Annotated in this window: 10 protein-coding genes; all 10 read right to left on the bottom strand. The window is 41.0% G+C overall.

Annotation, left to right across the window (positions count from 1 at the left end; genetic code table 11):
• Positions 1-17: 17 nt before the first annotated feature.
• Positions 18-263, bottom strand: coding sequence for a hypothetical protein (locus tag ORQ98_RS14780; protein WP_274689578.1), 246 nt, complete (start codon positions 261-263; stop codon positions 18-20).
• A gap of 50 nt (positions 264-313) precedes the next feature.
• Entirely contained in the window at positions 314-5,692 is a 5,379-nt protein-coding gene (locus tag ORQ98_RS14775) for a DNA repair ATPase (protein ID WP_274689577.1), read from the bottom strand.
• Between the two features lie 101 nt (positions 5,693-5,793).
• A complete protein-coding gene (locus ORQ98_RS14770; protein ID WP_274689576.1) occupies positions 5,794-7,914 on the bottom strand; it encodes a flotillin family protein in 2,121 nt (706 codons plus the stop codon).
• A gap of 41 nt (positions 7,915-7,955) precedes the next feature.
• A complete protein-coding gene (locus tag ORQ98_RS14765; RefSeq protein ID WP_274689575.1) occupies positions 7,956-8,588 on the bottom strand; it encodes an OB-fold-containig protein in 633 nt (210 codons plus the stop codon).
• Positions 8,589-8,602: 14 nt separating this feature from the next.
• Positions 8,603-8,938: a hypothetical protein gene (locus tag ORQ98_RS14760; protein ID WP_274689574.1), complete on the bottom strand. Its 336-nt coding sequence runs from the start codon at positions 8,936-8,938 to the stop codon at positions 8,603-8,605.
• Between the two features lie 36 nt (positions 8,939-8,974).
• The gene (locus ORQ98_RS14755; RefSeq protein ID WP_274689573.1) at positions 8,975-9,613 is read right to left on the bottom strand and encodes a hypothetical protein; all 639 of its coding nucleotides are present in this window, start codon (positions 9,611-9,613) and stop codon (positions 8,975-8,977) included.
• Between the two features lie 12 nt (positions 9,614-9,625).
• Positions 9,626-10,033, bottom strand: coding sequence for a YjfI family protein (locus tag ORQ98_RS14750; RefSeq protein ID WP_274689572.1), 408 nt, complete (start codon positions 10,031-10,033; stop codon positions 9,626-9,628).
• A gap of 186 nt (positions 10,034-10,219) precedes the next feature.
• Positions 10,220-12,049 (bottom strand): RNA polymerase sigma factor RpoD, encoded by a 1,830-nt coding sequence (gene rpoD / locus ORQ98_RS14745; protein ID WP_274689571.1) that lies wholly within the window; start codon positions 12,047-12,049, stop codon positions 10,220-10,222.
• Between the two features lie 127 nt (positions 12,050-12,176).
• A complete protein-coding gene (dnaG, locus tag ORQ98_RS14740; RefSeq protein ID WP_274689570.1) occupies positions 12,177-14,000 on the bottom strand; it encodes a DNA primase in 1,824 nt (607 codons plus the stop codon).
• A 94-nt stretch (positions 14,001-14,094) separates the two neighbouring features.
• Positions 14,095-14,544, bottom strand: coding sequence for a GatB/YqeY domain-containing protein (locus ORQ98_RS14735; RefSeq protein ID WP_274689569.1), 450 nt, complete (start codon positions 14,542-14,544; stop codon positions 14,095-14,097).
• Positions 14,545-14,591: the final 47 nt, after the last annotated feature.

The following is a 14,591-nucleotide window of genomic DNA, read 5'->3' as shown; positions in this document are numbered from 1 at the left end:
CTTCGCAAAGGGTAAGATTAAATACCGTGTTGATCTCTTACTTGCTGAATTTTCGCGGCTAAATCTACCGGTAATTCATTTTCTTTAATGCGGCCAAAAATATTGCTAAGTACACGCTTTTCATTATTGTCTACTTTGCCATCCCGCAACACAATGTCCATCATTTTATTAAATTCTTCATGATTTAATGTACCATCATTACTAAATGCTTCGGCTGCGTAGGTTGCTAGCTCTAAATAATCACGGCTTTCGTGGTTTGCCATATTTAATCCTCTTTATGTGAAATCTGTTAATAAATTTTATTCGTTACTGATCAAGGTTTTGCTGTTTTTGAGCCTGGCTTAGGTGTCTGGTAGCGTTGTAGACGATGAGTGAGTTCGTTCACCTTACGTAGTATATTTTGGTCAAGCCCAATTTTATGATTCATTGATGTTACTACCGGCATAAAACTTGTTTCGATAGTCATCGCTAAGGTACGGATAATATCCTCCAAGTTTTCACTTGGCTGATTAACAATTTGAATATTAGCTTGTTTTTCGGTAATAGCTTGACTTAATGTCTGTATGCCACTTGCTAATTTAGCACCACTATCTACTTTGGTGAGTTGTTTTCCCACCTGAGTTAATACAGTAACTAATCCATTAACTTGCTTATTTAATATGGCCATGCTTTGATCTTGTTGTTGACTAGACTGTTGCAAGTGTTGGCCAACCGTTTGTAATTGATCAGTTAATTGTTCTAGCCAAGTGCTGGTACCTTGCTGGCTGGCCAGTGTGCTGTTAATGGTTTGAAGGTTGCGGTTAATAGTGACTACTTGGTTAGCCATTTGCATAATACTATCAGCGTCATCGCCTCCCAGTGACTGAATACGCTGGAATTCTTCTTGAATTTGTTGCCAGCGGTTTTTTTCTGTATCAGACAGGCTATTACGTAAAGCGCCAAGTTTAAGTAAGTTTTCTTCTGCTCCACTGGTTAAGGTTTGGGCTTCGCCTAAATAGTGGTCGCCGATTAGTGATTGCAGCTCCTCTTCATTCATAATCGCAACCACTTTTTCAGCCATCTTATTCATATTGCGATAACTGCCTTGTAATTTAAAAGGTGGCTCTGTGCGATACTTATCGGCTGTAGCTGCTGAGCGGATATATTCTTGATTAACTTTAAGCACCACATCCTGGATTTTAAATAACCGCTGCAGTACGGCAACAATTTCATCTAGCTCTGCTGAACTGTATTGATAGCTTAATTCGCTGGAAGACTGTTCTTTACTTTGTGCCATGGCAATTATTTTATAAATGTCAGCCATGTCACGATTAGCAAGTGGCGCTAGCACTGGGTTTGAGGTAAGTGCATTTTCAATATAACTAAGTTTAAACTGCTGATCACTGCCGCTTAATACATCACCCAGGTTATAGATATCAGCCCGGTTGGCTAGCATATCGGGAATCTTAAATACTTCTCCTGATTCGGTATAGGGGTTGCCTGCCATAATCACACAGAACTTTTTCCCGCGCATATCATAGGTTTTGGTTTTGCCTTGCCAAACCCCTTCTATACGACGGGTACCATCGCAAAGGGAGATAAATTTTTGTAAAAATTCAGGATGAGTGTGTTGAATGTCATCTAAGTAAAGCATGACATTATTGCCCATTTCTAAAGCTAAATTGAGCTTTAGCAGCTCTTGGGCAGCAGTGGCATTGGGGGCTTCTTGTGGGTCAAGGGATAATACATTATGGCCTAGGGCAGGGCAGTTGATTTTCATAAAAATCAGTCCTAACCGATTAGCCACATATTCCATGAGGGTAGTCTTACCATATCCGGGTGGTGAAATAAGCAATAACAGCCCCATTAAATCTGTACGCTTATTATCACCTATTGTGCCCATTTGTTTAGCCAGGTTATCCCCAATAATAGGGAAATACACATCATTTATAAGTTTGTTACGTACAAAAGAAGCTAAAGGTTTGGGTTTAAACTCATCTAAACGAAGAGACTCTCGTTGTTCTTCCATTAATTGATGGCGTAGTTCACCAAAACGTTTAAATGCAGGTACATCGGTTAAATTAAAATGCGTGAGTCGATCGTTAAACTCTGCCAGATTAAAATTTAAGGTACTGCTATTAATTAAAGGGTGATCACCTAGCAAGTCATTAATTTGTTGTTCTGCTTGAAAGGCAACGGTCATAAATGAAATGTCGTGCTCTAGCAAAATATAGCTGGTTGCATCTGCCAGAATAATATCAGCATAGTCAGTTGTTTGTTGTTGGCTATAGGCTTCTAACCAGGCATTGACCAGCAGCCACTGTTCTTTTAATTGGTTTTTTAGTTGGGCTAGAGTATCCAGCAGCTGACGGCGATGATTAATTTTCTCAAGAAACTGCATGCACTGTTGAGCAAGTTCAACGCCTTGTTGACTGACTGTAAATTTTAAATCGCTATCCCCCAATGACTCAATTAAATAATTGGCTGCATTATCAATTTCTGAGTCGCTAAAAGCTAATAACTGGTTTTCATTAAATTGTTGTAGTTGCTCGACAATAGCGTTTTTTGCTTGAAGATAAGCTTGGTTGCTGTTCAGGTTTTCAATCAGTAGTTTTGCGGTATAACCTTGGCTTTTTAAGCTGATTTGTTGTTCTTTATCCAAGCCGTATACCCAGAATAACGCTGCGGCAGCACGGGCACGTGCTGAATAGCTAAGACGCTGTTGGGTATCTTTAAGACTGGTATACTTCTGAATAATTTTTACCGCATCGTGGTCATGTACCCCTTTTTCATACCCTTCCTGGTATCGAGGGCTGGCAAAGTCGCGAACGGCTTTTAGCAAGTCTGATTCATTAAGTAATAGCTTTTGCAGCTTTTCATTACTCATGCCTTCTTGTTGTAGTTCAGCGGCCTGTAAAAATTGATAAGCCAGATATTCTGCACGATAAACGCGATCATTTTCAGACACCAGGCTTTGCTGCCAGTAAGTTTTTAACTGGTTTAACCCTTCCGATACAAGTGGTTGATAAAAATTGGTACCGGTCAAGTGTAAGTACAAACCATCCTGACGGGGAAGAATAGCGGTATCTAAGGTTTGGGTGTTAACACTGAATTTATGTTTACCCAGTTTAATGACCTGACCACTTTCTTCATAGATATCCTGTTTGTCTCTCAGGGTTTTTAGCGCTTGATCTTTAATACTCTTTAATGAGGCACTTAGTTCATCGGCTTTTACTGACTCTTTGAGTTCAGCCAGACGTTTGACCAGGTCATGAACTTTTAGAATCATCGTATCTGAAGCAAAGAATGTATTAATTTGCTCTGTATCGTTAAATGTTTGACTGCGCCGTTCAATACCCGTTAATACGCGTTTGGCGGAGTCATAAAGGCTTTGAGCCCGACGTTGGCGCTCTTCTAATAAGGTTTGTTTTCTTGTTTCAAAGGTGTCATACAACTCTTCGCGCTTTTGCAAAATATCAGCAAGAAACTGATCATGCTCGGCAAATTGGGTTTCAATTTCTTCTAATTGGATTGCCAGCTTGGATAATTCTTCATCACAGCGTTCTGGTGTATCAGTCAAGCTTAAGGCATTAGTAATGGACAAAGAAAATAGCCTGAATTGTGCACCAAACTCTGCAACTGATTCTTTGCTGCTTAACTCTTTTAGCCGATTATTGGCTCTGGCTTTAGTTTGATTGAGCTTGGCATAAATTTCTGAAATAGTTTCTAATATTTCAGTGCGTTGTGGAGCATCTTCAACATCCAATGTTGATAACATATTGGTCAATAAATCCAAGCCACTGGCGGTTTCTTCGATAGTGTCTAAGGTTTCTTGTAATGTTTTAACGTTTTCAGCCTGGCCGGCTTTGGTGTCTAATTCCGTGATTTTTTCATGATAAGGGGTTAGTGCTTGGTCTGAACTGATAAATTTTACTGTTGCCTGGCTGATTTCAGCCAACTTACTATCAAGTAGTTCATTAAGCCCTTGTAAGTGTGTTTGATTAATGTAGCGAGTGTCCTGGATTGTTAAAAGATGGCCTTTATGCTTTTTTAAACCATCCAAGGCATTAACAAATAAATCGGGGCTGTTCCAACGCTCTGGGGTCAGGCTACGAATCAGTTCTGTTTGTTTGGTCTCTGCTTCTTCTAAAACCTTTTTAGCTGTTTTTTGGATGTGCTGAACTTTTTCAAACTCATCTAAAACCATCTCTGCTGTTTCAACGATGGTATGGATATCTTTTGCAAGATGATCAACAGCTGCTTCGTCTAGCCAGTAATAATTATCAAACAGTACCTTGCATTGAGCAATTAGTCCTTCATACACATTAGTGCTAGGGCTTAAATGTAAAACCGCTTTAGATATACTAAAAATGTCGGATACAGCACGAACCAGTTCAGCATTACCAATGGTGGCTAGAAATCCACCAGCAGTTTCTTGGGCTGCTGCGTGTTCGTCAGAGGAGTAGGGGGTTTGCCAAACCTGCATCGGATGAATCCGAGTAGGCTCAGTACTGGCTGTAGTAAAAATGACCATTTTGCCATCAGGGTACAAACCGTAACCATGACATTCTATTGGGTTGGCCAGCTCTTTTTGAATTAGGTTATAAGAACAAAGGACGAAGCGGCCTTCTTCAGCTTCATAAAAGACATAAAGTACATCTTCGCCATTGGGGGCTTTTATCGTGCGTTTATACTCTAAGTTATCCGTGTTGATTGAGCTGAAAGTTTTGTGTTCGCCACCGGGCAGGTAATAACCGCCTGGGTAAATAATACCATGGTCTTCAGGTAGTTGGAGACAAGACAGGCCAATTTGATCAATTCTTATCACAGTATCGAGTAGGGCGTTATATACCAGGTAGCGCCATTGCTGCTCACGATAGGGTTTTATTTTTAATAGAATTAACTGGCCTAACTCAGCAAAGTAGACTTCAGCATCATCCAGCGACTGATGTTTATCTTCTACTGGTTCGCTATAAATCCCTTGCCCTGTGTCGGTATTGTCTTCTATTTTTACTGTTAGATCACCATTAATAGTTTCAACAAACAGTTTGTTTAGAATATTGATGTGGGGGTGATCACCAAGTACGTGATCTTCTCGTCCGGTTTTAGTCCATTCAAAGTCGTGGGAAGGGGGAAGGGTAAAATCTCGTTCACCACGGTTATCAACATATTGAATGTGGTCTTTGGTGATTTGCCAGCGAAATACCCGAATATCAGTAATTTTTTTGCCAATTTGAAAAGCGGCCAGCAGGCTGGATTCTGAGACACGCAATTGAATAAGTGTTGCTTGTTTGTAGTAGGTATATAATTCGTTAAAGTCTTCCTGGAATTTAGTGTCGTCTAAAAAGCTGCCCTTAATAGGGACTTCTTCAAGTTGAAATTCATTATTTTCTTCTTTTAACTGATATAACGCAAAAACATCCTCTATACTGGTTTCTTGCTTAAGGCCTATATAAACATTGTAACCAAATAGCAGTTTCTTACCAATGCGAACAATATCCCTGGCAACACAATTATTTTCAGTGCGGGCGCGAGTACGACCAATAACTTCTAATTGAGTTTGACCAAAAGTATTAATGCGTTGCTGGTTGAGGGAAGCCGATTTTTGCTTTAACTGTTCTGCTTGTTCTTCTAACCGCTTGCGTAAAATATCATAGGCACCGTCTTGGCTGACGGCTTGGGCAAGTTGTTGATCTGCTGAGTTGACTTCCACTGTAGAATACCTCTTTGCCATGCAATGGAGATGTTGTAAAAAGACACTATAACAAGGAGAAAAGAGGGCAATGATAATTCACTGCCCTTGATACCTAGTGATTAACTATCATCACCGGGTTGCAGTTTTTCTTTAGCCGCTTCGAGTAGTTTTTTAGCAGCTTCAGTGTCTTTTTTATTGGTTGCATTAGCTAAAAAGTGAGTGAGAATACCCGCCACTTGTTGGATAGTTGAGGACTTCTCTACGGCACCATCAATCGCTTTACCTACCGAAAGTGACTTAACAAACGAGTCGAAGTAATCTCCGCCGCCGCCAACAATATCGATTTTGGCTTGTTTCATAGCCTCAGACAGCACTTGTGCTTGATAGGCTGCGATGTCTTTACTGATATCAATTTCAGCCATTTTCTCAGCATGAGACGTATCCAGCTTCATTCTAAACTCTTCATGATCACGGGCTACGTCACTCATGCTGGTCATCGCATCGAACTTCTCACGTAAGCCATCGGCTTCTGCTTTAAAGCGCTGACGAATAGCTTCAGCTTCGGCGTGGCCTTGTTTTTCAATCGCTTCCGCTTCAGCCACTTTGACTTTCACTTGCACCAAGGCTTGCTTTTCTTCGCTATCAGCATCGGCATCTTTTACTCTTACTTCAGCCATGCCTTGCATTTCCTGACCTTTTGCTTCGGAAGCCATCTTTTCAGCGGTAACTTTCGCTTCTGCAAGCCCAACTTGTTCTGCACCCTGTGCCTCTGCTTGCATTTTTTCTTTCAATACACTGGCTTCTGCTAAGCCGGTTTTTTCTAAAGCCAACGCTTTTGCTTCTTCAACCTCGGCTTGGGCTAGCCCTGGTGCCGCAACTTCTGCTTTAACCCCTTCTGCCAGGCGAACTTTGGCTTGCGCTTCTTTTTCGGAAATTTCCAGTTTAGCTTGGGCTAAGGTGAGCTTTTGTTTAGCTTCATGTTGTGCACATTGTTCTGCCGCTTCAGACGCTTTAATTTGCTTAACTAAGGCTTGCTCTGCTTCCGCTTCAGCATCAGTGACGGTCACTTGTTTTTGTCGATCTGCTTCAGCCACTACCCGTAAGGTTTTTATTTGTTCTTCTTCTTCTGCAACTGTGCGATCAACAGCGACTCTTTCACGTACTACATCAGCAATAGCTTTACGCTCTTCTTCTAAGGCTTTTTCTTTAGCGATGCGCTGCAACTCTACTTCTTTTTCACGGGAAATGACTTCTAATTCTCTGACCCGTTCAACTTTTTCCGTTTCAATGGCTAAAGCTCGCTCGCGGTTTTTTTCGGCAACCTCAACTTCACGCTGCTTGTTTTGTTCTTGGACTTCAATTTCCTGGTTGGTTTCGATACGAGCGCGTTCAGCTTTTAACTGTTCTTCAGCTTGTACTTTATCAATTTCAGCTTGCTCCCGCGCTTTTACTGAAGCGATCTCTCGTTGTTGTTTGGCCTCTGCATCGGCTTGTTGGCGCTCAAGCTCCAAAATCATTTCTTTAGCTTCAACATCTTTCTTTTTAATTTGCATTTCTTCTTCACGCTGCAACTCATTTGTACGAACATGTTGTTGCGCTGTGAGCTCGGTAATTTTTCGAATTCCTTGGGCGTCTAAGATATTGTGATCATCAAGTTGGGTAAGAGGGGTTTGCTCGATGTAATCAATAGCGACATCACTTAAATCGTACCCACCTAAATCATTATCAGGAGGGCTTAATTGTTCAATAATTTGTTCTCTAAATTGGGCACGCTCACGATAGAGATCTTCAAAATCCATTTGCTTGCCCACCGTTTTCAGAGCTTCAGAAAACTTTGCGCTAAACATCTCTTCCAAAGTGGTTTGATCTGATGCTCGATTACAGCCTATTCGTTCTGCTACTTTTAAGACGTCATTAGCATTCTTGTTCACTCTAACAAAAAAAGCGACCACGATATCAGCACGGATATTATCTTTACAAATTAAGCCATCGGTACCTTTACGGCTGATTTCGATGGTTTTAAGTGAAATATCCATAAACTCTTTTTTATGAATAACAGGTAACACCAAACGGCCAGTAAAAGTAACTTCAGGTTCTTTTCGCATGGTGTTAACAATCATGGCAACCCCTTGCTCAACTTTAACGTAGAACTTATTTACGAGTGCAAGTATTGCAAAAATGACTATTACACCAATTCCGATAAATACGAAGATAGGCATTGCGGTTGATAACCAGTCCATTCTTTACTCCTTAATATTGGGGGCTGAATAATTTTTTTGGATTAATCAATTAAATCTAGTTCACTGACAGTGTAGGTGTTGTGTTCTTTGTTATGCTCTAAAATTGTCACCTTGTCTCCTTTTTTTAATGAGTTGGGCTCTTTGTGACGAATATTAATAATCAGCTCAGTACTACCAAGGTCGCAAATAGCCTGACCAAATTTTTCAGTTACTTTGCTGGTGCTAATAACACATTGTCTACCAACCAAGGACTCTTGATGATGATGGCTTTTAAAAAAGGGTTTTAGTGGCCTGATACAGCGTGCGGTTAATATAATGGATAGACCAAAGCTAATTACAATAACACCTGCGCCAACAAGCCACTGCAGCCAATTAAAAGGTAATAATTGTAGTAAAAATAACGATGCAAAATAGGTAAATAGCCAACCCCAAAATACTAAAAATGAAATAATGATAGTAATCGGGACACCAGTTAAGCCAAGAGTAACCATTAGGCCACTAATACCTGCTGTACCATCAATATCACCGTCAGCATCAATATCCATATCACCATCTAAGATATCAATATCCATCATTCCTATCAGTGCAAATAGCCAATAACAAAGAACGATACCTAATAACGTCGTGTAAATAGCAGTTGGAAATGAAATGATGGTGCTTAAAAAGGTTTCCATATATAAATGCCTTGCTATTCGGTTTGGGGTTTAGAAACATGGTCTACTAGTAGTTCAGCAGCTAAATGTTTTATTTCTACTTTATTACCAGGATCGAGATTAAATTTGTCCGCTAGGAATAAAAAATCCTCTTCTGTTAATGAGATAGATAGTCTCAGTCGCTGTGGTTTTCGATGAACGGGCAAACCAAGTATTTGTCTAACTCGATCTGAAGGGTTTATGCCTCTATCGACTGCTTCTCGGCGGATTTGTAACTGAATTTCAGTTCCCAAATCGAAAGCAACCTGTACAGCTTTAAGTGCTTTCTTTTCTTGTTGCCATTTTTCTGGAAGCTTGGTGTCTTTAGTCATAAAAAATGCGTATGTTTGTCAGGTGGATTAATTAAGTTAAGTTTTTGGCTGCATTAACTGACGAATGGTTTTAACCTCGGTGTTTTGGGCTATGTTATGCATAGTGCCATTACACCAGGATGGCTGATTGTTTTTTGTGGTTTTATGTCTTGTTAGCCCTTTGTCTTTTATGCAGCTGGCTGTCACCAGTGGTTGACTGGTTTTTTTTAAATGCTCGGAGACGGCGAGGTTTATCTGGCTAACGCCATCAATATTTGTTTGAATAAGTCGTTCACGTTGTGCTTCTATCAGTGCATGTTCACTTCTTTCAATAGCTTGCCTGGTTTTTTCAATCAGACTAGTTAGATCATTATATTGTGCTTCGATAGCCTCTAACGCAACGGAAAGCGTAGCGCTTTGTTCTGATTTTAATAATGCTTTACTTTCATGTCCGGTTGATAATAAATGATCAATTTCTTTTTCTAAATGTGCCAGCTGTTTGGCTTTATCATTTTTATGTTGCTGTAGCTCCGTTACCAGAGGCTGCTTATTTGCCAGTGTTTGTTTAAGTTTTTTTAGTGTTGCAGCATTTTCTTTAATAATATTATTGATTTCTTCTGCTGAATGAACCGTGGGCTGCTCTAAGCTATTGAGCGACTGTTCTAGTTTGCTTAAAAAAGCTTTAATTAGATTCATAATACACCTTGGTTACACTAAATATTCTGCTAAAGCACTAGTGGCTTCCATGGCATTATCGTGAAGCGTAATAATTTCATGCAATATATCTTCAAAACTGGACTGTAGCGATAAAGCGCCATAAACAAGATACTTGTCGTCTGCTTTAGCAAAAGAAGAAAGTGGCATCGGTACATTAAGCTCTAGTAACGTATTTAATAATGCTTCTTTACTGTCAACTTTAACCTCTTGCTCCGTCCACAAATAAACAATGCATAGTATTTGTTGGCTGGTAATAGTGACATATACCGGTAGTTCATCCAGCTCCTTTACAGTGACTTGTAACACTGGAGGGGCGCCTGGTATAGGCTGACAGTCGAAATGATAGGTGTCGTGATATGACAAAGCGTTAAACTTTTCTGCCAGCTTAGTGACATCCATATGTGTTCCTTACTTCTGATAAAATGCAGTAACTAGCTTATTAGTTAGCTTTTTGTTACTACGTGTATATGATTGAGATATATCGACATAATATGTCAGCATGTGATGTTGTGCAAGTTTATTTTAGACAATAAAAAAGGCGCCGATAGGCGCCCTTGGTTTTAATTTTGAAATAAACAGCGGGTTCTACTCATCCAGGAAGCTTCTGAGGTGGTCAGAGCGAGTAGGGTGGCGTAGTTTACGTAAGGCTTTGGCTTCAATTTGCCTGATCCGTTCACGTGTAACATCAAACTGTTTACCCACTTCTTCTAGCGTGTGGTCAGTGTTCATGTCGATACCGAAGCGCATCCTCAACACTTTGGCTTCTCGTGCTGTTAATCCAGACAGTACTTCTCGTGTTGCTTCTCTTAGGCCACCAATTGTGGCAGAGTCAACCGGTAATTCAATGGTAGCATCTTCGATAAAGTCACCCAGGTGGGAGTCTTCATCGTCACCAATAGGCGTCTCCATTGAAATAGGCTCTTTCGAGATTTTTAGTACTTTGCGGATTTTGTCTTCGGGCATTTCCATTCGCTCAGCCAGTTCCTCCGGTGTTGCTTCTCTACCCATTTCTTGCAGCATTTGTCGTGAAATACGATTTAGCTTATTAATGGTTTCGATCATGTGTACCGGAATACGAATAGTCCGAGCCTGGTCAGCAATCGACCGGGTAATTGCTTGTCGAATCCACCAGGTGGCATAGGTTGAAAACTTATAACCGCGACGGTATTCGAATTTATCAACGGCTTTCATCAAACCAATGTTGCCTTCCTGGATTAAATCAAGGAACTGTAAACCACGGTTGGTGTATTTCTTGGCAATAGAAATTACCAGACGCAAGTTGGCCTCGACCATTTCTTTTTTGGCGCGGCGTGCTCGTGCTTCACCAATGGACATGCGACGATTGATTTCTTTCACTTCAGGAATAGTTAAGGAAAACTCTTCCTCAATAGCCAACAGCTTTTTCTGAGAGCGTTGAATTTCAGGCTTGAATATATCAATGCCTTCAGCGTACTTAGCTTTTTTGCCGATTAATGTATCACACCAATCAAGGTTCGTTTCATTGCCTGGGAAGGCTTTTAAAAACTCCTTACGTGGCATTTTTGCAGAGCGAACACACAAATGCATGATCGCCTTTTCGTTGTAGCGAATTCGCTCTAATGCGTTACGAACTCTAAAAACCAGTAAGTCAAATAGCTTGGGTGTTAGCTTAACTGGCATAAATAAAGCCGCTAACTGCTCCAGTTCTACACCTGCTTCTTTGCTATTTCTGCCATGCTTTTCTGTGGCAGAGATGACTTTTTCCAGTTGCTCTCTTATCTCTGTAAAACGAATTCTGGCCTCTTCTGGATCAGGACCGCTTTCTTTGTCCTCATCATCACTGTCTTCATCGTCTTCGAGATCGGCTATTAGTGCTTCATCTTCCTCTTCTTCTGTTGCAGGAACAGCGGCCTCTGTTTCAGAGTCGGGATCGATGAAACCATTAAATAGGTCGCTTAAGCGGCCTTCTTCTTCTACGATTTTGTCGTATTCGTTTAGAACGTTTAGGACCGAGCCGGGGAAATACGCAAGGGCATTCATTACGTCTCGCGTACCTTCTTCGATACGCTTGGCTATGCTGATCTCACCTTCACGGGTTAGTAGCTCAACTGTTCCCATTTCCCGCATATACATACGTACGGGGTCAGTAGTACGCCCTGCTTCCTGCTCCACAGCTGCCAGTGCGGCAGCAGCTTCTTCAGCAGCTGCTTCGTCTGTGTCTGCTTCATTTAATAGCAGGGTATCTGCGTCGGGCGCAGCTTCATAAACCGTAATTCCCATATCATTGATCATGCGGATTATGTCTTCCACTTGATCTGGATCTGAGATATCCTCTGGTAGGTGGTCATTTACTTCGGCATAAGTAAGATAGCCTTGTTCCTTGCCGCGCGCGATAAGCTCTTTAAGGCGAGATTGTTGCTGCGAATTTTCGGACATAGTTACCCTTTAACAACGAAATCAGATGTGCCGACGGTAAGAGCGAAATTATAGCCCATTTCTAAAGCGCTGTTCTAGCAGTTTAGCTGTATTTTTGCAGTATCGAAAAATAACCTTCATTTTTTCTTCAATCATTATTGCTTTTTTGCTGCCTTAGCTGAGCGAATGCTTTTAAATAATCTGCTTTACTCGTTTCATCGTTGAGTGTGGTGGCCTTGCTAGCCAGCTCATTCAGCTGCTGTTTCGAGGTTGCAGTTGAAAGCTTGGTTTGCACTCGTTTAATACTGTCGATAAATAACTGGTTTGTTTGTTTAGTCGTTTCTGGTGCAGAATTGTTCAAGATTTCTTTGAGTTGATTCCCTGCGCTAGTTCCATAATAGTGACCAATAAACTCGCCTATTGAGTCTTGGGGCAGGCTGTTGCTAAGTAGGCTTTTTTTAAAATAGTGCATGGCATCTATAAGTAATTGGGTTGTCTGATCAGCAACACCTCCTTGGAAATTATCAAGATTTACTTGGCTGACTAGATTTGGCTCAATAAACAGTAATAAAAGTGCTGTTTCTGCAGGTGAGCGGACTGTCTGGGTTGATTGAGGTTGTGAATAAGAAGCGATCTGCTCAGTTGGTTTTGAAGTTGTAATTGGTGTTGAGTGTTGGCTTGAAAGCGCAGAGGGATTGGGGTTACTGGGGGTTATGCCGGTTAGCTCTGCTAAGCGATTTTCAATAAGTTGCTTAAATGTGCTGGGTTTTAAATTGCTGAGGTAAGGAGAAGCCAGCTTTGATAATTTAGCTCTACCTTCCAAGCTATGCAGGTTAACCTGTGCTTCCAGTTGCTGGAAAAAATATTCTGTTAAAGTCAGGCTTTGATTATCAAGGCGCTGTTGAAATTGCTTTGGTCCTTCGCTGCGGATAACAGAGTCTGGATCTTCTCCTTGAGGTAAAAATAAAAACTTTGCACTATAGCCATCTTCCATACTGCTGAAAGAGTTTTCTAGTGCTCGCCATGCTGCTTTTTTACCTGCTTCATCACCATCAAAGCAAAAGATAATTTCATTACTTTGCTTAAATAATTTGCGAACGTGATCGCTTGTAACAGATGTACCTAAAGTGGCTACCGCATGAGTAATGCCATGTTGGGCTAACGCAATGACATCCATATAGCCTTCAACCACAATCAGATTAGAAAGCTGGCGGTTTTGCTGTTTGGCCTCATATAACCCATAAAGCTCTTTGCTTTTTTGAAAAACAGGGGTTTCAGGTGAGTTGAGGTATTTGGGTTTTTCATCAGTAAATACCCTACCGCCAAAAGCAATGACTCGACCCCGCTGATCTCTGATAGGAAACATCAAGCGATTACGAAATCGGTCATAGTAGGACTGTTTTTCAGTTTGGTGAATGACTAATCCTACTTCCTCAAGTTTGGTTAAGTTGCTTTGTTGGGAGGAGAGGGCATTAATAAGGTTATTCCAGCCGGCAGGTGCAAAGCCAAGGCCGTATTGTTGTGAAATGGCATGAGTGACGCCGCGTGATTTAAGATAATCTGTTGCTAATTTGGCTTGAGAGTGCTTAGTCAGTTGTTGTTGGTAGTATTCAGCAGCATTATTCAACAGCTGGTAATAGGCTTGATGGTCTGGTTGTTGATAGTGCTGTTGTTCTCTAGGGACATCTAATCCTAATGAGCGAGCTAATGTTTCAACCGCATCAACAAAGTCTAGGTGTTCAAATTCGCTAATAAATTTTAACGCGTTTCCTGTTGCCCCGCAGCCAAAGCAATAATAAAACTGTTTGCTTGAATTAACTGAAAAAGAGGGTGTTTTTTCGTGATGAAAGGGGCAGAGTGCTGTGTAATTTTTGCCAGTTTTTTTTAACTCAATACGGGAAGCAATCACATCGACAATATCAATGCGAGCTAATAAATCATCAAGAAAAGTGCGAGGAATTAGTCCCGCCATAACGATTACAAAAAATGTTTGAGCTAAGTGTTAAGAGAAGCGGTGGTAGTTTTAAATCTACCGCCGCTGTCAAAGGTAGGCAAGGGTAAGTATATTAACTTAACTTACTTTTGATTAATTTACTCACCTCCCCCATATCTGCACGGCCTTGCACTTTTGATTTAAGAATACCCATTACTTTGCCCATATCCTGCATACTAGCTGCACCAGTGGCAGCGATGGCTTCGGCAATCAACTGATCAAGCTCTGCAGTAGTTAACTGCTCTGGCAGAAACTCTTGAATAATCTCAATTTCAAATGCTTCTTGTTCAGCTAGTTCCTGACGACCTGCCTGTTGATATTGATTGATTGAATCCCGGCGCTGTTTGACCATTTTATCTAGAATGGCAACTGCTCTGGCATCTTCAATCTCAATTCGTTCATCTACTTCAATGCGCTTAAATTCCGCAGAAGCGAGACGTAGGGCAGCTAAGCGAGGTTTATCTTTGGCTCGCATTGCGTCTTTGATGGCTTGAGTTAAGCGATCTTTAATTGAGTTTGCCATGTTGTTGTTTGCTTATATCTGACAGGTTATTGGCAATAGAATGAAAA

The organism is Spartinivicinus poritis, from assembly GCF_028858535.1.
GTDB lineage: Bacteria > Pseudomonadota > Gammaproteobacteria > Pseudomonadales > Zooshikellaceae > Spartinivicinus > Spartinivicinus poritis.
Note: the sequence above shows the minus strand (reverse complement) of the source record. Positions and strands in the feature narration are given on the sequence as shown.